Here is a 22,059-nt window from a genome sequence, read left to right as displayed (position 1 = left end):
GGTACGGCGGGCGGACGCGGCGCTCATTCGGCGTACGGCGAAGTGCGGTGGCCGGTGCCGCCACCGTGGACGCGCTCCCGCCCGCGCTCCCCGTCAGCGACGTCAATCCGCCAACAGGGCGGCCTAGTAGGTGATTTGGGGGGCATCCGGTGAGCAGGAAGGGGGACCGTCGAATGACAACGTCCATCAAGCGCCTGCCCAAGCGCATGCCCGCGTGGGCCAAGGCGATCACTGCCGTCGTGCTGGTGCTCGTGGTGCTGTTCGCCGGGCTGCGCCTGGCCGTTCTGCCTGGGCTGCGCGACCTGTTCGGCACCCAGACGCACGACCGCTCCGGACCAGCCCTCCTCAAGTCGATCCAGGACATGAGCCGTTACGACGCCGCCTCGGGCAACTTCCAGGTGGTGGTGGACCTGGAGAAGGATGCCAAGTATCTGCCCGACGCGATCCGCGGCACCCGCACGCTGTACGTGGGGGCCGGCACGGTCGAGGCGTATGTCGACCTCGGTGCGCTCGCCAAGAAGGACGTGACGGTCGACGCCGACCGCACCACGGCCACCCTGCGGCTGCCGCACGCGTTCCTCGGCAAGCCCGCGCTCGACCCCAACCGTTCGTACGCCGTCTCCAAACAGCGTGGGCTGCTCGACCGGCTCGGCGACTTCTTCTCCGACAACCCGGACAGCGAACAGGCCGTGCAGAAGCTCGCGGTCAAGCACATCGGCGACGCGGCGAAGGACAGCGAGCTCACCAAACGGGCCGAGGAGAACACCACCGGCATGCTCGACGGCCTGCTGCGCTCCCTCGGCTTCAAGGAGGTGAGCGTGAGCTACGGCGCCTGAGCCGGGCCGCACTCCGGCGAAGGTCCGGTGGGGCGAGGCCGTCGCCCCACCGGGCCCCGCCTCCACCCCCTCCTTCCGTCGCGCGGGGCTCGGCATCGAAGGACGCTCTGCGGGTAACCGCCCTACCTGGAGAACAGTTGAAACCGGGAGAATCGAATGGTCCGTACGGCGTCACTCTTGAGCACCCTGCGCACCACCGGTACGGCGAAATCCGGTCGACGGCCATCGGTACCCGCGCAGGAGCGCAAGTCGCTCCCGCTGCCCGTGCGGCTGCTCGTGATGCTGCTGGCCTTCGTGGCCATGGTGGCGTTCGCGGTCGCGCTGGCCCGGCTGACGCTGGAGCCGTCACCGGCGTCGAAGGCGCTGATCCACACCAATCTGCACCCCGGCAGTTCTCTGCGGGCCTATCTCGACCAGCCGGCGCTACGCGACGCCGTGAAGCAGATCGGCGGGAACGTCGTGCTCGGTGTGCCGTTCGGCGTGCTGGTGCCCGTGCTGATTCCGAAAGCCCGGGGAATCCTGCGCGTTCTTCTGCTCACCGCGGTGGTGATGCTGCTGGTCGAGTTGGTCCAGGGCACGCTGATCACCGGACGCGCCTTCGACATCGACGATGTCATCCTCAACACGTCCGGAGCGCTGGTGGGTTATCTGCTGCTGGGACGGCGGATCGGCCGGGCGGTGCATCCCAAGCGCCGTCGGCAGGGCCGGCGCAACCGGCGCGGGGCCCCGAAGGCATGAGGGGCCGCACGGCATGACCCGTCCGCCCGCGGCCCCCACCGCGGGCGGACGGCGTTGATCGGCCGAAGTCGATCGGCTGGGGGGCGAGCGACTGAGGTCGGCCTCTCAGCAGCCCATGGACCAGGTGTGCGAGTCACCTCGGTCGTTCGCCACGGCGTTGTAGCCGACCTCCTCCCCCGGTCCGAGACAGATGGTCATGGCGCCGCCCTGCCAGGCGTCCTCGTAGACCTTCACGTGGTCCTTGACGCCGGGACCCGAGATGGCGTGGTTGGCCCAGGAGGAGTCGGTGTCGGCGATCCAGCTCTCCCACCACCCGTCATCCCCCGACCAGTTGGCGCGCTGGCCGTCGAAGTTGGCGTTCTCCCAGACGCAGAAGTTGCCGCTGGGGCAGTCGGCCGCGCCGGAGGGGGTGGCCAGGGCGAGGCCGCCGGTGAGGGCGAGCAGGGCCGCGGCGGCGGAGAGGGCGAGACGCTGGGTGATCACGAAGGGTCACTGCCTTTCTTCAGGGTTACCTGGACGGTCCGCTCGGCGTACAGATCCGCCGCGCGGCGCAGTGCGCGGGTGCGCAGCTGCCGGTAGGTGGTCAGTTGTCCGTGCCGCTCGGCGCGGACCCGGGCCAGCAGGGCCGGTTCCAGCCGCGCCCGCAGCCGGGTGAGGCCGCTCTCGTGTGCGCAGCGCGCGGAGACGGCGGGGTCGGGGCGGCCGGGGCGGGCCTCGTGCGCCGGGGTGACGCAGCGGGTCCAGCGGGCGGTCGCGGCGCGGTAGTCGGGGTCGCGCTTCATGCGCTGCTGGGCCTCGGCCCGCAGGTTGTTCACCACGACCCGGGTACGGAACCAGAGCCGCTGATCGCCGTAGAGATCGCGCTCGGCGGCGGCGAGGCAGCCGTCCGTGTGGGCGGTGACGGTATAGCCGGTGGCGAGGGCGACGGAGAGTTCGGGGTGGCCGCGGCCGAAGAGGGCGCCTTGCAGTCGGCGGTCCTGCGGGGCCGAGGCGCTGTGGTCCTGCGGGGCCGAGGCGTTCGGGAGGGTCAGTCCCTGCCGGGCCAGACAGCGGTCGACGAGCACCTGCTGGGCGGTGTCGATGAGGTCGTTGCGGTCGCGCTCGGTCCTGGGCAGCGGGGGCACGGCCCGCTGCGCCGTCGCCGTGGAGCACCCCGTCAACGCCAGCACCGCGAGCGCGGCGGCGGCGAACGCGCGAAGGAGTCGCACGGGTCAGCCGACCTCGCAGCCCATCATGGTGTCGGCGACGCCGTCGAGCCGGGCGCCCCAGGGCCAGTTGTCGGCCAGGTCGTGCGCCCGGATCAGCCGGGCGTAGCAGGTGCCGCGGCCCCAGTCGATGGCGTACACGGCGGTGTCGGCGTTGGACCTGAAGGATGCGGCTTTGTCGTGCAGGAACTCCGGGACGTCCGTATAGCCCGGTGGGGTGTAGCACCACGACGAGCCGTGCTGTCCGGCGGCGGTCCAGAAGCACACGTCTCCGGCCCGCGACGCGCCGTGCGTCGCCGCGCTCGCCGGTACCGCGGCGAGGAGGGCGGTCGAGGCCAGCAGACCGGTCGAGGCGAGGAAGGCGGCGGCGGGCACGGCGAAGCCACGGGGCATGACGACTCCCGGAGGGAAGAGGGGGCGCCGGGGCGGTCGCGATCACCCGGCAAGATCAACCGTGCCCTCGCGGGAATCGGCTCATGCCGGGTTCCCACCCTTTGGTGATCTTTCCTGGGGTGCGGGGTCACTCCTCCCGCGACAGCTCACACCGGCGCGAACCCCGAGGTCCGCGCGCTCCCCGCCCCGCGATCCAGCTGTCCGGCGCCGCGCCCTGATCCGCCGGTGCCGACAAGGCACCGTCGCTTCCCGCCGACCGATCCGCCGGACAGGCCTAGCGCAGCGCCCAGGTGAACTTGTCGCCGCCCACCCAGCGCACCACGTCCGGGTCGTCGAGATCGTGGATGTGGATCCCGTGGGAGCCGGCGATCGTCAGGACATCGGTGATCGACTTCGCCTCACCGACCATTTCCCCGTCGATCTCCATGATGCGAAACGGCGGGTCGCACGGCTGCACCCCGAGCACCATGACCCGAGGGTAGGAGATGTGGGGGCTCGAGATTTCGGTCATGCCTAGAGCGTAGATCGATTCCCGCGAGCGGGCCGAGGTGAGTGACACCCCGCCGTGCGGGCCGACGGCGGCTGGGCAAGGCTTGAAGGGCTTGAAAGGGGTGAGGAGCTCACGGAAGGTGGTGCCGATGGATCCCGTCGAGGCCCTGGACCGGATCGCGTTCCTGCTGGAGCGCACCCAGGCCCCCACCTATCGCGTACGGGCCTTCCGCACCGCGGAGGCCGTGCTGGCCGCGCTGCCCGCCGGGGAGGTCGACAGGCGCGTCGCCGCCGGAACCCTGGAGTCGCTGAAGGGCATCGGGCCGAAGACGGCGCAGGTCGTGCGTGAGGCGGTGGCCGGTCGGCTGCCCGGCTATCTCGAGACGCTGGAACAGGAGGCCGCGGGCCCCCTCGCCGAGGGCGGCGAACGGCTGCGAGCGCTGCTGCGCGGCGACTGCCATCTGCACTCCGACTGGTCGGACGGCGGCAGCCCGATCGAGACGATGGGCCGGACCGCCGCGCGCCTCGGGCACGAGTGGGCGGTGCTCACGGACCACTCGCCGCGGCTGACCGTGGCGCGGGGCCTGTCCCCCGAGCGGCTGCGCGAGCAGGTGGCGGTGGTGGCGGAGCTCAACCGCCGGTGGGCTCCCTTCCGGCTGCTCACCGGCATCGAGTGCGACATCCTCGACGACGGGTCGCTCGACCAGGAGCCGGAGTTGCTGGAGTCGCTGGACGTCGTGGTGGTGTCGGTGCACTCCAAGCTGCGCATGGACGCCGGGGCGATGACCCGCCGTATGGTCACCGCCGTACGCAATCCGCTCGCGGACGTGCTCGGGCACTGCACGGGCCGGCTGCTCACCGAGCGTCGGCGGCCCGAGTCGGAGTTCGACGCGGACGCGGTCTTCGCCGCCTGTGCGGAGTCCGGTACCGCCGTGGAGATCAACTGCCGCCCGGAACGGCTCGACCCACCGCGCCGGCTTCTGCGCCGGGCGCTCGACGCGGGCGTGCTCTTCTCGATCGACACCGACGCGCACGCCCCCGGCCAGCTCGACTGGCAGATCCACGGCTGCGCGCGGGCCGAGGAGTGCGGGGTGCCCGCCGAGCGCGTGATCACCACCTGGAGCGAGGACGAGCTCTTGGCCTGGACGCGATCGCGGACGGCGCCGGCCCGTGTAACCGGCACCTGACGGGCGTACTCTGGGAGGCGAGAGCACATCCGAGCCCGAGCGCCCGGACGCGTGAAGCCGTATGGCGAGCCGAGACGTGAGTTGTACGGCGACCCGAGAACCGTCCGCCCCTCTTGCCCCCTCCGGGTGACACAGATCACCGCGCCTGCCCTGGTCACGCGGGAACACCCATCGGTAGTTCCCCGTTAAACCAACCGTGGGTGCGGATGGGACAGTGTCCCCGGGCCTCACCTTTTGCCCACAGGGACGATCGTTCGGCTGAAGCCCTGTGGAGCCTCTCGCCGAGAGGTGACCGCCATCCGTGCCCACCACAGACGGCCCCGACCGAGATTCCCCCGTCCGGTCGGGGCCTTTTCATGTCTGGCGCCATGCCCGGCCCGCCCTGCGTTGCTGTCCCCAGCCCTGCGCTGCTGCCCCTCCGTGGGCGGCGGCCGCCGCTTGACTTCGAGTGCTCTCCAATCCGTAGCGTCGAAACATGACCACTGCACAGCACAAGATCGGCTCGGGGTTCGGCGCCCACAGCACCGCCGACGACGTCCTGCAGGGCGTCGACCTCACCGGGAAGCTCGCGATCGTCACCGGCGGGTATTCGGGGCTCGGACTGGAGACCACCCGCGCGCTCACCAAGGCGGGCGCCCACGCCGTCGTCCCGGCGCGCCGCCCGGACGTGGCCCGGGAGGCCGTGGAGGGCATCGAGGGGGTCGAGGTGGACGAGCTCGACCTCGGCGACCTCGACAGCGTCCGCGCCTTCGCCGAACGCTTCCTCGCCTCCGGCCGCACCATCGACATCGTCATCGACAACGCCGGGATCATGGCCTGCCCGGAGACCCGCGTCGGTCCCGGCTGGGAGGCCCAGTTCGCGACCAACCACCTCGGCCACTTCGCGCTCGTGAACCGTCTGTGGCCCGCGATCGAGCCGGGCGGCGCGCGGATCGTCTCCGTCTCCTCGGGCGCTCACCACAACTCGGGGATCCGCTGGGACGACGTGCACTGGCGCACCGGCTACGACAAGTGGGAGGCGTACGGGCAGGCGAAGACCGCGAACGTCCTGTTCGCCGTCCACCTGGACCGGCTCGGCCGGGAGTCCGGCGTACGGGCCTTCGCCCTCCACCCCGGCGGCATCCTCACCCCGCTGCAGCGCCACCTCGCCAAGGAGGAGATGGTGGAGCGCGGCTGGATCGACGAGGACGGCAACCCGCTGAACCCGTCCGGCTTCAAGTCGCCCCAGGAGGGTGCGGCGACCCAGGTGTGGGCCGCGACCTCACCCCAGCTGGCCGGCCTGGGCGGGGTGTACTGCGAGGACTGCGACATCGCCGAGGTCGCTCCGGCGGACGGCGAGCGGACCGGCGTACGCGACTACGCGATCGACCCCGAGCAGGCCGCGCGGCTGTGGACGCTGTCGGCGGAGCTGACCGGGGTGAACGCGTTCGCGTGACGCGCCCGGGGCGTCAGTCGCGGGCCATGAACTCCCGTAGATCCGCGAGGAGTTGTTCCGCATGCGTGGCGAAGAGGCCGTGGCCCGCGTTCTCGTAGACCTTGAGTGTGCCGTCGGGGAGCAGTTCGGCCGCCCGGCGGCCGGTCAGGTCCAGCGGTGCCGACGTGTCGTGGGTGCCGTGGACGACCAGTGCGGGCAGGTCGAGCTTGGCCAGTTCGGGGGCGACGTTCAGGGTGGCCGCGAGGTCTCCCAACGCCGCCCCGCCGCGCGCGGTGGCGCCGTGACAGCGGTTGATCATGGACTGCACATAGGCCGGGGAGAGTTCGTTCCCGGGGCGGTCGAGGGCGAAGAACGAGCGGGCCCCGTCCACGAAGAAGGCGGCCCGGTCGCGGCGGAAGACCTCGTTGCCGGCCTCGACGACGCCCGGGTCGATGCCCTCCGGATGGTCCGCGGACCGGACGGCCCCGGGCGCCATGCCCGCGACGAGTGCCACCCTCGCCACCCGCTCGACGCCGTGCCGGGTCAGGCAGCGTACGACTTCCGCGGTCCCGATGGAGTGCCCGACCAGTGTCACCCCGGACAGGTCGAGGTGGCGCAGCAGCCCGTCGACGTCGTCGGCCAGCGTGTCGAGGTCGAACCCGTCCCACACGTCGTCGGACCGGCCGTGGCCGCGCCGGTCGAAGCCGACGCACCGGTAGCCCTCCGCGGCGAGCGGCAGCATCTGGTACTCCCACATCTCCGTGCCGAAGTAGGCGCTGTTGACGAACACGATGACCTGTCCGGCGGCGGGACCGTAGTCGACGAAGTGCAGTCGGGTGCCATCGACGGGGCTCTCGAAGTACGGCATGGGAAACCTCCCGGAATCCGGTGGCGGGACGAGTGGGTACGTCCTTCATGGTTCCGGAGGGCCGGGGCGGGGTCGATTACCCCCGAGGTCATGCCCGAAGGCGCCGCCGGGCAGAGCGCAGTGCAACGCCCGCCCGCGGTCGGACAGTTACCGGGCCGCCCGCGCGCCCGACCTCGTGGTCAGCTCGGTCGGCCGATGGCCCGCAACGGGCACCCGGTGTCGACGCGCGTGGCGAGTTCGGCCCGCAAGGTGGCGAGTTCGGCCATGCGGGCGTCGATGACCTGGATCTTCTGCTCGAACAGCACGGACAGCGCCTCCGCGGAGTCCGGCGCCTCCCGCAACTCCTCGCCGTGCCGCGCGATCTCCGCGAGCGAGAATCCCAGCGTCTGCGCGGTGCGGACGTACTGCAACCAGGGCACCGCCTCGGGCGGGAAGTCGCGATAACCGTTGGCCAGCCGCCGACCCGTGACGAGGCCGACCTTCTCGTAGAACCGAATGGTGTCTCTGCTCATGCCCGCCTGCGCGGCGAGCTCTCCGATACGCATGTCCCTCCCTCGGACGGCGGGCTTGACCTTGGACCGTACTCCACTGTTTAGCGTGAGGCGTCGCTGCCCCGAGACCAGTTGGAGCCTCATCGTGATCCGGACCCTCGCCCCCGAACGCCCCGCCTATCTGCGCGCCGTACGGGCCAGCGCCTGGTACGACCTCGTCGTCACCGCGGGCTTCGCGACGCCGTGGACGTACGCGCTGGTGCACGATGCGCTGTCGTCGTCGGGCAACGCGCTCGGGCTGGGAGCCCTGCCCGAACTCGACCCGGTGCAGACCCTGTACGCGAATCTGATGGGCTCGGTCGTGGTGGTCTGGGCCGTCCTGCGCATCGTCCGGCCGCTGCCGGTGCACGGACTGCTCGACGGCATCGCACGCACGCTGTTCGCGGCGTGGCAGGCGTACGCGCTGGCCCACGGTGCCATGCGGCTGCTGTGGCTGTTCTTCGGCGTCGAGGTGATGTTCGGCCTCGTGCAGCTGGTGCCGTGGTGGCGAACTCGGAACACGAACCTGTTGAGCACCGAAGCCGCCCCGGCCGTTGGGCATCCACTCCCCACAGAGGGCCAGTGACACCCGTCTTGAGGCACATGCACCGACGCCCCGAGTACGCGGCGGCGTGCCCGGCCACGTGCCCCATAGACCCTCGTCGAGCCGAGACCCGTACGGCGATACTTCCTACTCGTCATCGCGTCGACGATCCCGGTATGGGCGGGAACGCCCCTCGGTGATCCCGACAAGGACGCCGTGGCTGTCGCCCGGTCCAGCGCGGCCGAAGAACACCGAGTAACGCCGAAGAACAGGGCGTGGCCGTGTGCGCACCGACGACAGCCCGCCCAGCCACCGCGGTGCCACTCGACCTCGTTCAGAAAACGTTCTGGAGACAAATCCGATGAAGTTCGCCAAGCGTCTCGTCCTCACCACGACAGCTCTCGCCGCCGTGACGGCCGGCACGCTGTTCAGCGCGACGGTCGGCCAGGCCGCCGCCTCGCAGCCCGCCCGCACCGGCGTCGACGCTCCCGCCGCGCTGAAGGTCCCCGACGGCAACCGGCTCACCGGCGTCTTCTCCGCCGCGGGCGTCCAGACCTACACCTGCGCCGACGGCGCCTGGAAGCTGCTGGAACCCGCCGCCACCCTGTGGGCCAAGAACGGCCGCGCCCACCGCCCCCTCGCCCTCCACTCCCGCGGCCCCGTCTGGGTGTCCACGGTGGACGGCAGCGCGGTCAACGCCGCCGCCATCGCCAACTCCCCCAAGACCGGCACCATCCCCGAGCTTCTCCTGCAGTCCACCGCCACGCGCGGCACCGGGGTCTTCGCCGGCGTCTCCTACGTCCAGCGCCTCGACACCCACGGCGGCGTCGCCCCCACCACCGCCTGCACCGGTACCGACCAGATCAGCGTCCGTTACTCCGCCACCTACGCCTTCTACAAGCCCGCCAAGTGATGCGGTAAGAGCTACGGCAGGGGCCCTCCGAACGATCCCAAGGGCTCCTGCCCCGCTGCGGGCAGCCGGGATCCGAGTGTCCTCGACCGCACCGCACACCTCACCGCTCAGCCTCAAAACCCATCCCGTCCGCCGAGCGGACGATCTAGCCTGCTGCTCGCATGCGGATCCGGGCAGGGTGCCCCGGCAGGCGCAGCGCCGGAAGAGACCACGACGGCCAGGGTGCAGGGCAAGTCGTTGAACAAGGCGGACCTGGAGCGGGCGGTGATCACCGAAACGGATCTCGACGGCTACGAGGTCAACCCGACCCTGGCTGGTCCGTCGGCGTCTCGCCGGACGGCGGATCCTGCGGCATGCACGCCCGTCGTTCAGGCCCTGGGCGGAAGCAGCGGCTTCACAGCCACCGCACCCACGGGCCGGGTCATCTTCTCGAAGAAGCACGGTCCCGGAGCATCCATGATCCTGTCGTCGCACAGCGCCGGGGATGCCGCGCGGGTGATCGACGCATTCCGCACGGCCGCCGAGCGATGCAAGACCTTCAAGGACATCAGGGCGGACTTCCGCTACGACGATGCCGACCTGCGGCCCGACCCCGGCTACGGCGATGAATCCGTGTCCCTGCGACTCACCCAGCTCGCGGCGGACAGTGCGGACGAGGACCCCGTCCGGGTTCCCTTCGCGGTGGTGGCCGTTCGGCAAGGAACGGCCGTCGCCATGTTCTACGCGTTCAACCTCCCCGCGGGGCCAAGGGGCAAGGAGCCGGCCGTCATACCGGAAGCGATCATCAAGGCGCAGCTGAACAAGCTCGGCAAGCTGACGGATTCCAAGTGATCGCGGCCGACTCACCGTACGGGAACGGGCGTCGAGAACCCCCGGCTGTGGGTCAGTGCGGGGCGCGCTCCTCCAGGGCGGTGCGCCAGGCCGGGGAGGGGCCCTCGCTCACCGGCTCGGCGCGTCGGCCGCCCCGCGCGAAGAAGTCGGCGAGCGGCAGGATCGCGGCGCCGACGGTGACCGCGTCCGGGCCGAGCCGGCCGAGGTCGATGGAGACGCGCTCGGCCGGGTAACGCAGGGCGTACGAGGCCGCGTACCGGCGGACTGCGGGCAGAAAGCGGGTGCCGAGCTGGAGGCCCGCCCAGCCGCCGATCAGGATCCGCTCGGGCTGGAAGAGGTTGATCAGGTCGGACAGGCCCGCGCCCAGGTACTCGGCGGTCTCCTCCAGGACGGCGAGCGCCACGGGGTCGGCCTCGACGCCCTCCTCGGTCGGGTAGGCCGCGGTGAGCATCGCGGTGAGTGCGGTCTCCTCGTCGGTGCCCTCGGGCGGGCGTCCGCCCTCCTCGCGCCAGCGGTCGAGGAGCGCCTCCGCGCCCGCGTAGGCCTCCAGGCAGCCCAGGGCACCGCACCGGCAGCGGCGCCCCCTGACCCGTACCGTCAGGTGGCCCCACTCCACCGAGCGGCCGTGCTCCACGTCCTCGGTGACCAGACAGGCGCCGACGCCCGAGCCGAAGAGGACGACGACCGCGTTGCGCGCACCGCGTCCGGCGCCGAACCACATCTCGGCCTGGCCCAGGGTCCGGGCTCCGTTGTCCGCGAAGTACGGGACGGTGTCGGGGAGTTGGCAGGCCGAGCGGAGCAGGGACTCCAGCGGGACGGCGTCCCAGCCGATCGTCTGACCGTGCACCACCGCACCCTCCTCGGGCGTACGGGCGACGATTCCCGGGACGCCGATACCGACGCCGAGCAGCCGCTCGGGAGCGATGCCCGCCTCGTCCAGCACCTCGGCGACGCCGTCCCGGATGTGCCCGACGATGACATCGACGTCGTACTCCCGACGCTTCGACGACGGTCCGCCGCTCAGCGACGGGTCCTCCCCCTGAGCCTGTCCGTCGCCCTCCGTCGCCCAGTCACCCCCGTACGTCCGCCGCTCCAACGGCCGCTCCGTGCGGGCGAGTTCGGTGAGGGTCAGGTCGAAGAGTTCGACGCGGACGCGGGTTTCGCCGACGTCGACGCCGATCATGTGGCCGCTGCCCGGTACTACCCGCAGCAACGTGCGCGGGCGGCCGCCGTCGGAGTCGACGCTTCCGGCCTCTTCGACCAGACCGTCCGCGACGAGTTCCGCGACCACGTTGCTGACGGAACCGGAACTCAGGCCGGTGGCCGGGCCCAGCTCGAAGCGGCTCATGGGGCCGTCGAAATACAACCGTTGCAACACGGCGGTGCGATTGCCGCGCCGCAGGTCACGCACTGTTCGCCCGTTCCGCACCGCCATGTGAGTCCCTCCTGGCCCGCCCGACCTGCAAGATACCCCTGCGCGATCCCTTGACGCGACTTTCTTCCGGGTCTTAACTCACGTCCTAAATTAAGACATGAGGGTCGTTCGAGAAGTGAACGCGAACGCGGGCGCCCCTCGTGGCTCTTCCTCCGGGAAAGGGACATACGCAGCCATGCGCAGAATCCGAGCCGCGGCCGCCGGTGCGGTCACCGTCTCCCTGCTGACCGCCGTGACCGCCTGTGGTGGCGGCTCGTCGACGGGCGGTGGGTCCAACGACTCGCCGAAGACGCTCACCTACTGGGCCTCCAACCAGGGCGCCAGCATCGAGGTCGACAAGAAGGTCCTCCAGCCCGAACTCGACAAGTTCGAGAAGCAGTCCGGGATCAAGGTGAAGGTGGAGGTCGTCCCCTGGTCGGACCTGCTGAACCGGATTCTCACCGCGACCACGTCGGGTCAGGGCCCCGACGTCCTGAACATAGGCAACACCTGGAGCGCCTCGTTGCAGGCCACCGGCGCTCTGCTGCCGTGGGACGCGAGCAACTTCGCCAAGATCGGCGGCAAGGACCGCTTCGTCGAATCCGCGCTCGGCTCGACGGGCGCGCAGGGCAAGGACCCGGCCGCGGTCCCGCTGTACTCGATGGCGTACGCGCTCTACTACAACAAGAAGTTGTTCGCCGACGCGGGAATAGCGAAGCCGCCGGCCACCTGGGACGAGCTGATCGCCGACGGCAAGAAGCTGTCCAAGGGCGGCAAGTGGGGCCTGGGGGCGGAGGGTTCGAACCCCTCGGAGAACATCCACCACACCTTCGTCTTCGCCAAGCAGCACGGGGCCGACTTCTTCACGGCCGACGGCAAGCCGGACTTCACTTCGGACGGCACGGTCGCGGCGGTCAAGCAGTACGTCGACCTGATGGCCAAGGACAAGATCATCGCGCCCGGCAACGCCGAGTACGCCCAGAACCAGTCCGTGAGCGACTTCGCCAAGGGCAAGAACGCGATGCTGCTGTGGCAGTCGGCGTCCGCCAACCTCAAGTCGCAGGGCATGAGTGACGACGCGTACGGCATCGCCCCGGTCCCCGTGCAGTCCGGCACCCCGGGAACCGGCACCAACGTCAACTCGATGGTGGCGGGCATCAACCTGGCCGTCTTCAAGAACAGCCACAACCTCGACGGCGCCACCAAGTTCGTGAAGTTCATGACCAGCGACGCCGAGCAGAAGATCCTCAACACGGCGTACAGCTCGATCCCGCCGGTGAAGACGGCCCAGACGGACGCCACCTTCAACACCCCGGCGAACGCGGTCCTCAAGGACACCCTGGCCAAGAGCGCCGCCGCGCTTCCCCAGGTCGCCGACGAGTCCCAGTTCGAGACGACGGTCGGTACGGCCGTCAAGACACTGTTCGCGGCCGCGGCCGCCGGACACGCGGTGACCACGGAGTCGGTGAAGGCTGAGCTCGAGAAGGCCCAGCAGCAGATGCCTGCGAAGTGAGCGCGGACTCCCTCATGACCACCACGACCGCCGCCTCCGCCGATTCCGGCGAACGGGCGGTGCCCAAGGACTCCCCCGGGACGGCGCGCGGACCGCGCCGCCCCGGGCGGATCCGGCGCATCGCACTGCCCTATCTGCTGCTCCTGCCCGCCCTGATCCTCGAACTCCTGGTCCACCTGGTGCCGATGGTGATCGGCATCTTCATGAGCTTCAAGGAGCTCACCCAGTTCTACATCCGCGACTGGGGCACCGCGCCCTGGTCCGGCTTCGACAACTACAAGGTGTCGGTGGACTTCAGCGCGCCCGTCGGCAAGGCGCTGCTGCACTCGTTCCTCGTCACCGTCGGCTTCACCCTGCTGTCGGTGGGCCTGTGTTGGCTGATCGGCACGGCGGCCGCGATCTACATGCAGGACACCTTCCGCGGACGCGGTCTGCTGCGGGCACTCTTCCTCATCCCGTACGCGCTGCCCGTGTACGCGGCGGTCATCACCTGGGTGTTCATGTTCCAGCACGACAACGGTCTGGTGAACCACGTCCTGCACGACCAGCTGCACCTCACCGACAAGCCGTCCTTCTGGCTCATCGGCGACAACAGCTTCTACGCCCTGCTCACCGTGTCGGTGTGGAAGGGCTGGCCGTTCGCGTTCCTCATCGTCATGGCGGGCCTCCAGAACATCCCCGGGGAGCTGTACGAGGCGGCCGCTCTCGACGGTGCCGGTCTGTGGCAGCAGCTGCGGCGCATCACCCTGCCGTCACTGCGCCCGGTCAACCAGGTGCTGGTGCTGGTCCTGTTCCTGTGGACGTTCAACGACTTCAACACGCCGTTCGTCCTGTTCGGCAGGACCGCTCCGGAGGCCGCGGACCTCATCTCGGTGCACATCTACCAGGCCTCGTTCGTCACCTGGAACTTCGGCACCGGATCCGCGATGTCGGTCCTGCTGCTGCTCTTCCTGCTCGTCGTGACGGGCGTCTACCTGCTGCTGACCTCCCGAGGAAGGAAGACGGCCGATGTCTAGCACCGCGCAGACGGCGTCCCGCGCCTCGAAGGCGCCCCGCTCGCCGATGGCTCCCCCGCGGTCCTTCCTCTGGTCCCGCAGGATCTTCCTCACCCTGCTCACCGGCTTCGTCCTGGTACCGGTCTACGTCATGGTCTCCAGCTCGCTGAAGCCACTCGCGGACGTCTCGGGGAAGTTCCGCTGGCTGCCGAGCGGGCTGACGATCCGCCCGTACATCGACATCTGGTCGACGGTCCCGCTGGCGAGGTACTTCGTGAACTCGCTGATCGTGGCGGGCGCGGCGACGGTCTGCTCGGTGGTGATCGCGGTCTTCGCGGCGTACGGGGTGAGCCGCTACAGCTTCCGCGGCAAGCGCGTCTTCACGGTGACCGTGCTGTCGACACAGATGTTCCCCGGCATCCTTTTCCTCCTCCCGCTCTTCCTTCTCTACGTCAACATCGGCAACGCCACGGGCATCGCGCTGTTCGGCTCGCGCGGCGGCCTGATCCTCACGTATCTCACTTTCTCCCTGCCGTTCTCGATCTGGATGCTGATCGGCTACTTCGACTCGGTGCCGCGCGATCTGGACGAGGCGGCGCTGGTGGACGGCTGTGGGCCGCTCGGCGCGCTGCTGCGGGTGGTCGTGCCCGCAGCGATCCCCGGCATCGTCGCCGTCGCCGTCTACGCCTTCATGACCGCCTGGGGCGAGGTGCTGTTCGCGTCGGTGATGACCAACGACACCACCCGCACGCTCGCCGTCGGGCTCCAGGGCTACTCCACGCTCAACAACGTGTACTGGAACCAGATCATGGCCGCCTCGCTCGTGGTGAGCGTCCCGGTGGTCGCCGGGTTCCTGCTGCTCCAGCGCTACCTCGTCGCCGGCCTGACGGCCGGAGCCGTCAAGTGACCGACTCCTCATCCCCTGAAGGGACTTCCGTGACCATCGACCTTGCCGCACTCCCCGAGGACTTCCTGTGGGGCACGGCCACGTCGGCCTACCAGATCGAGGGAGCCGTCGCCGAGGACGGCCGCTCGCCGTCCATCTGGGACACGTTCTCGCACACCCCGGGCAAGATCGACAACGGCGACCACGGTGACATCGCCTGCGACCACTACCACCGCTGGCGCGAGGACATCGGGCTCATGCGCCAACTGGGCACCAACGCCTACCGGTTGTCGATCGCCTGGCCCCGGGTGGTGCCGGGCGGCGACGGCCCGGTCAACGCGAAGGGGCTCGACTTCTACGACCAGTTGATCGACGGCCTGCTGGAGGCTGGCATCACCCCCTCCGTCACCCTCTACCACTGGGACCTGCCGCAGGTGCTCCAGGACCGCGGCGGGTGGGCGGCACGCAACACGGCACACCATTTCGCCTCGTACGCGTCGGTGGTCGCGGAGCGCCTGGGCGACCGCGTCCAGCACTGGACGACGCTGAACGAGCCGCTGTGCTCGGCCTGGATCGGCCACCTGGAGGGCCGGATGGCCCCCGGCTTCGCGGATCTGGAGGTCGCGGTCCGCGCCTCGTACCACCTGCTCCTGGGCCATGGCCTGGCCGTGCAGGCCATCCGCGCGGCCGCACCGGGCGCCCAGGTGGGCATCGTCAACAACCTCTCCAGCGTCGAGGCCGCCACCGACCGTCCCGAGGACGTCGCGGCGGCCCGCCGACTGGACGGACACACCAACCGCTGGTGGCTGGACCCGGTACACGGCCGCGGGTTCCCCGCGGACATGCGCGAGGTCTACGGCGTCGAACTCCCGGAGCTGCCGGGCGACTTGGAGACCATGGCGCAGCCCCTGGACTGGCTGGGCCTCAACTACTACTTCCCGTCCACCGTCGCCGACGACCCCTCCGGGCCCGCGCCGCGCGTACGCACGGTGCGCCGCCTGGGCGTTCCCCGCACCGGCATGGACTGGGAGGTCGACGCCTCCGGCATCGAGCGCCTGCTGCTGCGCCTCACCGACGACTACGGCGCCCGCAAGCTGTACGTCACCGAGAACGGCTCCGCCTATCCCGACGTCGTCCGCCCCGACGGCACCGTCGACGACCCCGAGCGCACGCGGTACCTGGAGCAGCACCTCGCCGCGTGTGCCGCGGCGGCCGGTAAGGGCGTTCCCCTCGGCGGATACTTCGCCTGGTCGCTGCTCGACAACTTCGAGTGGGCCTATGGCTACGACAAGCGCTTCGGCCTCGTGCACGTCGACTACGAGACCCAGCGGCGCACGGTGAAGGGGAGCGGGCACCGGTACGCGGACATCATCCGGGCCCACGGGGAGCGCAGGCGCAGCGCGGCCTGACGTACGTCCCGGCCTTCGTGCTGGACGCGGGTGTTGACTCGACCGGAGCCCGCGTCCAGCCGAAGGTGAGGGTGCGAGGTCATCCGATCGACCGGCCGGCTCCATGCCGGCCGATGTCGTCCAGGGCCGCCACGAGCTGCGGAGCCACCACCTTCCGGGTCCAGACGACATCGTCGTCACCCACGGCGCGGGGCACGGTCTCGATGAGCATGATCAGGTAGAGGTAGCTGCGGTAGAGGGCGAGGCGTCGGCGGGCCGCGGGGCCGAAGTCCGCGCGGCCTCCCGCCTTCCGATAGCCGGTCAGGAAGGCGGTGTCGTCCTCGATGTCGCCGAGGAGGGCGAGGGAGACGAAGTCCGCCAGGGGGTCGCCCCAGAACATGCGCTCGCCGTCGATCAGGCCGCCGATCCGGGGTGTTCCTTCCGGCCGGTCCACGAGGATGTTGCCCGGCCACAGGTCGAAGTGGACCAGGCGCGGGGTGGTGACCTCGTCCAGGGCGTCGTACGCCTCCTTCGCGGTGCGGGCCGCCTCGTCCACGGGCCGGGGCAGCCAGGCCCGATAGTGGCGGGCGTCGTCCAGGACGGCGTCGTACATGGTGGTGAAGGCGGTGCGCCAGTCGGGGGCGAGTGGGCCGAGGGCCCCGGAGGGGTAGCCGAAGCCGGGTCCGGTGACCTGGTGGAGCCGGGCCACCAGACCGCCCAACTCCACACGCAGAGCGGTCTGTTCAACAGGAGTGAGCGTGCCGTTCCACGACTGGCCCGGGCAGGCCGTCATGAGGAGGTGACGGCCGCCGGTCGCCAGGACGCGCGGCGCCGGTACGTCGACGGTGGCCGCCGAGCGGTAGAACTCCGCCTCGGACAGCAGGAGTTCGCGCTCATGGCGCATGCCCGGGTTGGTCTCCGGGGGCGGGACCTTCAGCACATGGCGGGTGCCGTCGGTGAGGAGGAGTTCCTCGACGGTGTTGTAGGTGCCGCCGTCGAGCGGGCGGCAGCGGGCGAGGCGGTCCGGCGGCAGTCCGGCCGCCGCGAGGATGCGCCGCGCCCGCTCCCAGGAGTCCTCCGTCATGCGCCCCACCCGCCCCTTCGGTCACCCGGCCGCGTACACGTCCTCCACGAAACGCCCGTTCGCGATCAGCTCGTTCAGCCACCTCTCGGCGGTCGCCTCGTCCGCGTCCGGCGTACGGTCCCGGTACAGCGTACGGAAGGCCTCGCGGACGCCGGGTGCCATGCGCGAGCCGTCGCCGCACACGTACACCCGGGCTCCGGCCCGCAGCAGCTCCCAGACCTCGTCCGCCTCGGTGGCGATGCGGTGCTGCACGAAGGTCACACCGTCGACGGGCGCCGCGCTGAAGGCCGGGCGCAGGGAGACCGCCCCGACGGCCTCGGCGGCGTGGAGTTCCTCCGCGTGGAGGTAGTCCGCGTCCGGGGCGTCGCAGCCGAAATAGCAGACGGCGGGCGGTAGTTCGGCTCCCGAGGTCAGCCGGGCGCGGCGGTCGGCGATGGCGCCGCGGAACGGGGCGAGTCCGGTGCCCGCCGCGACCATCACGACCGGCGCGCAGGCGTCGATCCGGAAGGCCTCCCGGCACGACTGGACGCGGGCGAGGACGGTGTCGCCCGGCTTGACCGTGTGGAGATGGCCGGAGCCGACTCCGGTGTACGTGCCCAGGCCGGAGCGGGCCGGGGCCTCCAGCAGGGAGACCATCAGGTCGGCGTGGCCGGGGTCGGTCGCGGGTGAGGACGACACCGAGTAGTGGCGGGGCCGCAGCGGGGTGAGGAGGTCGAGCAGGGTCGGCCAGTCCAGCGCGCCGCGCAGGGCGGGGTAGGCCTCGAACACCTCGATCAGGGTGCGCGGGTCGTCCACGAGCGCCGCGAGAGCCGTTCGTTCCGGCGGGCACGGGTTGGCCGCGGCTAGGACGGTGAGCTGGTCGGGAGTCGGACATCCCTGCAACTCGACGTGATGCGTGAGGAGTTGACGGACCGTCAAGGGGCGGTCGACCGCAATGCCGTCGCGTCGCGGGCGGGTGGCCCGGATGTCCAGGACCGCGTCGAGGTCGAGGCCGAGGGCGGCAGCGGTCCGCTCGACGAGGGCCGGGTCGTTGACGGGAAGCACCGTGAGGTGGTCACCGGTGCGGTAGGTCGTGCCGTCGGGCAGGGCCAGCCGGACGAAACGCTTCGTGCGCGGGTGCGTCGGCGCGGTGAGGTCGTAGGCCTCGGTGACGGTCATGGGGAGCAGTCCGTGCCGCTCGGCGAGGGCGTCCAGGGGGCCGCCGGTCAGCGCCCGGACCTCGTACGTCGCCGTGGGTTCCGCGGTGCCGGTGGCGTCCGGGTCGCCGTACCGCTCCAGCAGCGCGGTGCGCAGCCGGGCCGTGAAGGTGCGGACGGTGCCGGCCAGGTCGCCCGAGGCGTCGGCCGCGGCGCGCTCCAGGAGCCGGGTGCCGCCGCCTTCCGCGAGGCGCTCGTCGATGCGGGCCGGAACGTGCTGGTAGGTGGCGGCCCAGTTGCGGTCGCCGACGCCCAGGACGCCGTACGTCACGCCGGTGGCCTGCGGGGCGGTGTCGAGCCAGGCCGCGAAAGCGGTGGCGTCGTCGGTGGGCTGCCCGTTGTAGGAGGCGGCGGCGATGACGACGGGGCGGTCGGTGGGCAGCCCGTCGGTGTACGCGTCCAGCGGCGCCACCTCGGTGTCGCAGCCGATCCCGGCGGCCTCGTCGGCGAGCGAGGCGGCGAACTCGCGGCAGGTGCCGTAGTTGCTGCCGTGCAGGAAGAGGGCGCGGGTGCCGGGACGCACCCGGGTGGGCAGGGTGGACGCGTCGGCCGAAGCCTGCGCCGGGTGCTGGGCGACGGCGCCGGGCAGGGGCGCCAGGGCGCGGTCGGCGGACGTGCGCGGGGTGAGCCTGAGCGTGAACCCCTCGGGCTTGAGGGTGAGCGTCTCCTTGACCGTCAGCGCGTAGTCGGCGTGGTCGTGCAGCCGGTAGCGGTGGACGAGCATGGCGAGCAGCATGGTGGCCTCGTGCAGGGCGAACTGACGCCCGATGCAGGCGCGTTCACCGGTGCCGAAGGGCTTGAACGCGTGCGGGGAGCGCGCGGCCTCCGCCTCCGCCGTGAAGCGCGAGGGGTCGAACAGCTCGGGGTTGTCGCCCCACACCGGCTGCCGGTGCAGCATCGGGCCGAGCACGGTGACCGTCTGTCCGGCGCGCAGCGGGATCCGGCCGCCGAGCAGAGTGTCCTCCCGGGCGTACCGGCTGAATGCGGCGGCGGTCGGCCACAGTCGCAGCGCCTCGTTGAGCACCTGCCGGGTGTAGGTGAGCCGCCCGATCTCCTCGAACGTCGGCTCGGGGTCCGCCGCGTCGCCCCACAGCGCGTCGGCCTCGCGTTGCACGAGCTGGAGCACGGCGGGGTGCTTGGCCAGGTAGTAGAGCGCGAACGACATCGCGCCGGAGGTGGTCTCGTGGCCGGCGATCAGGAAGGTGATCACCTGGTTGCGGATGTTGGCGGTGTCGAGCGTGGTGCCGTCGGCGGGGTGCTCGGCGGTGAGCATCAGTCCGAGGAGGTCCCCGGCATCGGCCGCGTTCGGTCCGGAGTCCACGCGGGCGGCGATCACCTCGTCCACGACCTGCGCGAGGTGGTCGGCGTCCGCGCGGAAGGCCGCGTCCGCCGCCGAGTGGTCGGTGCCCGGCGTGCGGCTGAGCCGGGTCATGCTCCACTCCAGGCAGCGGACCATGGACTCGACGAAGGGGTGGGGTTCGGCGCATCCGAAGGAGCCGAAGTCGTAGCCGAATCCGGCGAGCCCGATGGTGTCGAGGGTCATGCGGGTCATGTCGTCGGGGACGTTCACGGGCTGTCCGGCGCGGGCGCCGCGGTCCCAGGAGTCGATCAGCCGGCGTGCGACACGCAGCATCACGGGGTGGTAGGTGCGCAGGGAGCCCAGTGCGAAGGCCGGCATGAGGATGTCGTGCGCCTTGGCCCAGTTCGGCTCGTCGTTGTAGGCGGTGAACAGTCCGTCGGCGGCGAACGCGCGGACGTTCTCCAGGGCGGGTCCCACGGCCTTGGCGAACCGGGTCTCGTCGGCCAGGTCGGTGACCAGGTCGAGATCGCCGACGAAGAGGGTGTCGCGGCCGTGCAGCCGTCGTACGAGCGCGGGGCCGTGCGCGCGCATCAGCTCCATCACCTGCTGGAGCGGGGTTCGGCCGGGTCCGGTGTCGGATATGTCGACGACCGGTATGCCGTGGGGGGAGTGTGGGGGTTGCGGGTGCGGCGCGGTGGGGGACATGGCGCGACAACTGCCTTTCACGGTACGGAAGTCCTGCCCTCCCAGCTTGATCGCCGGACCCGGCGTACCGGCACCGCCCCCCTACATGATTCTGTAGTCATCGGGGCCGGGTCGCGCTTGCCACGGCCGCGGCGGGACGGCAGGAGGCCGGGAGGTGGCAATGGACGCGGTGGACGCGGTGGTGTGGCGCAACCGGGCCATGACGTTGTTCGACCGCATCCCCATGCCGGTCGCGGTCTGTGATGTGTACGGGGCGGTCATCCTGGCCAATCCGGCGATGGCGGCGGAGTGGGGCGCCACGTCGAGCGGGCTGCGGGGGCGCAAGGTCCTGGACCTGTTCCGGCCTCAGGAGCCCTGGCAGATCGAGCGGATCGCACAGGCGTTGCGGCTGCGCCGTCGCTCGCGCTATCCGGTCTCGGTGCGCTGGGACGCGGCCGACGGGGTGCGGCGCGAGGGCGAGCTGACCGCGGACCCGGTCAGTGACTCCGTCGAGGCGAGCACCGCACTGCTGGTCATGGTCCGCGTGCTCGGCGAGTGCCCGGTCGTGGAGCAGTCGCCCGAGCCGGCGGCGGGCACGGCCGAGATCCGCATTCTGACGCTGCTCGCCGGGGGCGCGACCACCGCGCGGGCCGCCCGGGAGACGGGCCTGACCGTGGACGGCGTCAACTACCACCTGCGGCGCCTGTCCGAGCGCTGGGGCGCGGCCAACCGTACGGAACTGGTCGCGCGCGCCTACGCGCTGGGCGTACTGACTCCCGGAGTGTGGCCGCCCGCGGCCGTGCCCGCTCCCTGAGGGGCGCCGAAGCGCGCGAGGCAGTGCCACACCCTCTTCAGGTCCTGGAGTTCGTGGCGGCCGGTGCGGGCGGCGTCCCCGATGATCCTGGGGTCGAGCAGGCCGTCCTCGGCGATCCGGGCGCCGAGCGCGACGAACTCCGGGCCACGGAAGTCCGGGTGGCGCCGCAGTTCCTCGACCGGGAGCCGGTAGCCGGGGTGCCACTCCACGGGGCACGGGAGCCGCCGGGCCGCCACCTCGACGGCCGTGCCGCGGTAGCTCGCGTCCAGGACCAGGGCCTCCATGTCCCTCGCCAGGTCGACGGGGCCGTGCACCTGCGCCTCGATGTAGTCGTCGAGCGCGTCCTGCTCGTCCGCCTCGGCCAGCTCGATCAGGGACATCCCGGCGGCGACCCCGAACGCGGACGGCTCGGCCGCGCTGTCGGGATAGCAGAAGGTGGCCCGCCGCAGGGCCGCACCGGTCAGCCGGAAGTGCGAGGAGCCGAAGCGGGGCGCCGCGCCGACGAGTTGGCGCCGGAAGTTCAGTCCGCCGTACACGGGTCGTTCGTGCGCGGGTTCGGCGTCGTACGCCGCGCCGAAGATCCGGCTCTCCCAGCGCCAGCGGTCGCCCCCGGGGTGCGCGGTGAGCCCGCCGTTGCTCGTTCCCGTGACGAACTGCGAGACATACGCGCCGTCCCGGGCCAGTACCTCCAGGATCGGGAGCTCACCCACCAGCCGGTCGGGGTGGAAGTTCAGAGTGATGCGCAGCGCCGGGTTCACCGCCGCGCCCCGGGAGAGAGCCGCCACATGGCGCAGCGCCCGCTCCTGGGGTGTGCGCCCGCCCCTGAAGTCCACGTGA

22 protein-coding genes are annotated in these 22,059 nt (G+C 71.1%); 12 read left to right on the top strand and 10 right to left on the bottom strand.

The features are described from left to right. Positions 1 to 173: 173 nt before the first annotated feature. Positions 174 to 836 carry a DUF4230 domain-containing protein gene (locus tag OG798_RS46410; protein ID WP_095850966.1) on the top strand — a complete coding sequence of 221 codons (663 nt, stop codon included), beginning with the start codon at positions 174 to 176 and terminating at the stop codon, positions 834 to 836. A 156-nt stretch (positions 837 to 992) separates the two neighbouring features. Continuing rightward, positions 993 to 1,574, top strand: coding sequence for a VanZ family protein (locus OG798_RS46405; RefSeq protein WP_095850967.1), 582 nt, complete (start codon positions 993 to 995; stop codon positions 1,572 to 1,574). A 105-nt stretch (positions 1,575 to 1,679) separates the two neighbouring features. Here OG798_RS46405 and OG798_RS46400 read toward each other — a convergent pair whose 3' ends face one another. The 4 genes from OG798_RS46400 to OG798_RS46385 all read right to left on the bottom strand — a co-directional run bounded on the left by OG798_RS46400 (position 1,680) and on the right by OG798_RS46385 (position 3,683). Further along, positions 1,680 to 2,057, bottom strand: a complete 378-nt coding sequence (locus OG798_RS46400) for a peptidase inhibitor family I36 protein (RefSeq protein WP_373558896.1) — start codon at positions 2,055 to 2,057, stop codon at positions 1,680 to 1,682. Then, positions 2,054 to 2,782, bottom strand: coding sequence for a hypothetical protein (locus OG798_RS46395; protein ID WP_328759078.1), 729 nt, complete (start codon positions 2,780 to 2,782; stop codon positions 2,054 to 2,056). The genes OG798_RS46400 and OG798_RS46395 overlap by 4 nt, the downstream gene beginning before the upstream one ends. Positions 2,783 to 2,785: 3 nt before the next feature. Next, positions 2,786 to 3,172 carry a hypothetical protein gene (locus tag OG798_RS46390; RefSeq protein ID WP_121414015.1) on the bottom strand — a complete coding sequence of 129 codons (387 nt, stop codon included), beginning with the start codon at positions 3,170 to 3,172 and terminating at the stop codon, positions 2,786 to 2,788. Between the two features lie 274 nt (positions 3,173 to 3,446). Further along, on the bottom strand, positions 3,447 to 3,683 hold the full coding sequence (locus tag OG798_RS46385) for a hypothetical protein (RefSeq protein WP_328759076.1): 237 nt from the start codon (positions 3,681 to 3,683) through the stop codon (positions 3,447 to 3,449). A 127-nt stretch (positions 3,684 to 3,810) separates the two neighbouring features. Between OG798_RS46385 and OG798_RS46380 the strand changes: the two genes are divergently transcribed. Together OG798_RS46380 and OG798_RS46375 are read left to right on the top strand one after the other, a co-directional pair. Then, the gene (locus OG798_RS46380; RefSeq protein ID WP_095850971.1) at positions 3,811 to 4,848 is read left to right on the top strand and encodes a PHP domain-containing protein; all 1,038 of its coding nucleotides are present in this window, start codon (positions 3,811 to 3,813) and stop codon (positions 4,846 to 4,848) included. A gap of 475 nt (positions 4,849 to 5,323) precedes the next feature. Continuing rightward, a complete protein-coding gene (locus OG798_RS46375) occupies positions 5,324 to 6,283 on the top strand; it encodes an SDR family NAD(P)-dependent oxidoreductase (RefSeq protein WP_328759075.1) in 960 nt (319 codons plus the stop codon). A gap of 13 nt (positions 6,284 to 6,296) precedes the next feature. Here the strand turns inward: OG798_RS46375 and OG798_RS46370 are convergent, their stop codons facing one another. Further along, complete coding sequence (locus tag OG798_RS46370) at positions 6,297 to 7,130, bottom strand: alpha/beta fold hydrolase (protein ID WP_328759074.1); 834 nt, start codon at positions 7,128 to 7,130, stop codon at positions 6,297 to 6,299. A gap of 179 nt (positions 7,131 to 7,309) precedes the next feature. Next, a complete protein-coding gene (locus OG798_RS46365; protein ID WP_097223736.1) occupies positions 7,310 to 7,675 on the bottom strand; it encodes a MerR family transcriptional regulator in 366 nt (121 codons plus the stop codon). 91 nt (positions 7,676 to 7,766) lie between these two features. Between OG798_RS46365 and OG798_RS46360 the strand changes: the two genes are divergently transcribed. The 3 genes from OG798_RS46360 (at position 7,767) to OG798_RS46350 (ending at position 9,948) form a co-directional block, all read left to right on the top strand. Further along, positions 7,767 to 8,246, top strand: a complete 480-nt coding sequence (locus OG798_RS46360; RefSeq protein WP_183127008.1) for a hypothetical protein — start codon at positions 7,767 to 7,769, stop codon at positions 8,244 to 8,246. A 319-nt stretch (positions 8,247 to 8,565) separates the two neighbouring features. Beyond that, the gene (locus OG798_RS46355; protein ID WP_121414019.1) at positions 8,566 to 9,117 is read left to right on the top strand and encodes a DUF3455 domain-containing protein; all 552 of its coding nucleotides are present in this window, start codon (positions 8,566 to 8,568) and stop codon (positions 9,115 to 9,117) included. Positions 9,118 to 9,354: 237 nt separating this feature from the next. Further along, entirely contained in the window at positions 9,355 to 9,948 is a 594-nt protein-coding gene (locus tag OG798_RS46350; RefSeq protein WP_328759073.1) for a hypothetical protein, read from the top strand. 52 nt (positions 9,949 to 10,000) lie between these two features. On the opposite strand, the gene OG798_RS46345 is transcribed toward OG798_RS46350, so the two are convergent. After that, positions 10,001 to 11,383 (bottom strand): ROK family transcriptional regulator, encoded by a 1,383-nt coding sequence (locus OG798_RS46345; RefSeq protein WP_328759071.1) that lies wholly within the window; start codon positions 11,381 to 11,383, stop codon positions 10,001 to 10,003. A gap of 175 nt (positions 11,384 to 11,558) precedes the next feature. Between OG798_RS46345 and OG798_RS46340 the strand changes: the two genes are divergently transcribed. From OG798_RS46340 to OG798_RS46325, 4 genes are read left to right on the top strand one after another with little or no spacing between them, the layout of a single operon-like run. Beyond that, positions 11,559 to 12,875 carry an ABC transporter substrate-binding protein gene (locus OG798_RS46340; protein ID WP_328759070.1) on the top strand — a complete coding sequence of 439 codons (1,317 nt, stop codon included), beginning with the start codon at positions 11,559 to 11,561 and terminating at the stop codon, positions 12,873 to 12,875. Between the two features lie 14 nt (positions 12,876 to 12,889). Continuing rightward, positions 12,890 to 13,891: a carbohydrate ABC transporter permease gene (locus OG798_RS46335; protein WP_120987653.1), complete on the top strand. Its 1,002-nt coding sequence runs from the start codon at positions 12,890 to 12,892 to the stop codon at positions 13,889 to 13,891. Then, entirely contained in the window at positions 13,884 to 14,777 is an 894-nt protein-coding gene (locus tag OG798_RS46330) for a carbohydrate ABC transporter permease (protein WP_121414022.1), read from the top strand. The genes OG798_RS46335 and OG798_RS46330 overlap by 8 nt, the downstream gene beginning before the upstream one ends. Before the next feature lie 29 nt (positions 14,778 to 14,806). Continuing rightward, on the top strand, positions 14,807 to 16,165 hold the full coding sequence (locus OG798_RS46325) for a GH1 family beta-glucosidase (protein ID WP_328759069.1): 1,359 nt from the start codon (positions 14,807 to 14,809) through the stop codon (positions 16,163 to 16,165). Positions 16,166 to 16,244: 79 nt separating this feature from the next. On the opposite strand, the gene OG798_RS46320 is transcribed toward OG798_RS46325, so the two are convergent. Further along, positions 16,245 to 17,228 carry a phosphotransferase family protein gene (locus OG798_RS46320; protein ID WP_328759068.1) on the bottom strand — a complete coding sequence of 328 codons (984 nt, stop codon included), beginning with the start codon at positions 17,226 to 17,228 and terminating at the stop codon, positions 16,245 to 16,247. A gap of 21 nt (positions 17,229 to 17,249) precedes the next feature. After that, entirely contained in the window at positions 17,250 to 20,429 is a 3,180-nt protein-coding gene (locus OG798_RS46315) for a cytochrome P450 (RefSeq protein WP_328759067.1), read from the bottom strand. 160 nt (positions 20,430 to 20,589) lie between these two features. Here OG798_RS46315 and OG798_RS46310 point away from each other — a divergent pair, with 160 nt between their 5' ends. Continuing rightward, a complete protein-coding gene (locus tag OG798_RS46310; RefSeq protein WP_328760167.1) occupies positions 20,590 to 21,222 on the top strand; it encodes a PAS domain S-box protein in 633 nt (210 codons plus the stop codon). Here the strand turns inward: OG798_RS46310 and OG798_RS46305 are convergent. Beyond that, positions 21,162 to 22,055, bottom strand: coding sequence for a DUF3626 domain-containing protein (locus tag OG798_RS46305; RefSeq protein ID WP_328759066.1), 894 nt, complete (start codon positions 22,053 to 22,055; stop codon positions 21,162 to 21,164). The two genes, OG798_RS46310 and OG798_RS46305, sit on opposite strands and share 61 nt — an antisense overlap. Positions 22,056 to 22,059 lie beyond the last annotated feature (4 nt).

Origin of the sequence: Streptomyces sp. NBC_00271 (genome assembly GCF_036178845.1) — a bacterium.
Lineage (GTDB): Bacteria > Actinomycetota > Actinomycetes > Streptomycetales > Streptomycetaceae > Streptomyces.
Note: the sequence above shows the minus strand (reverse complement) of the source record. Positions and strands in the feature narration are given on the sequence as shown.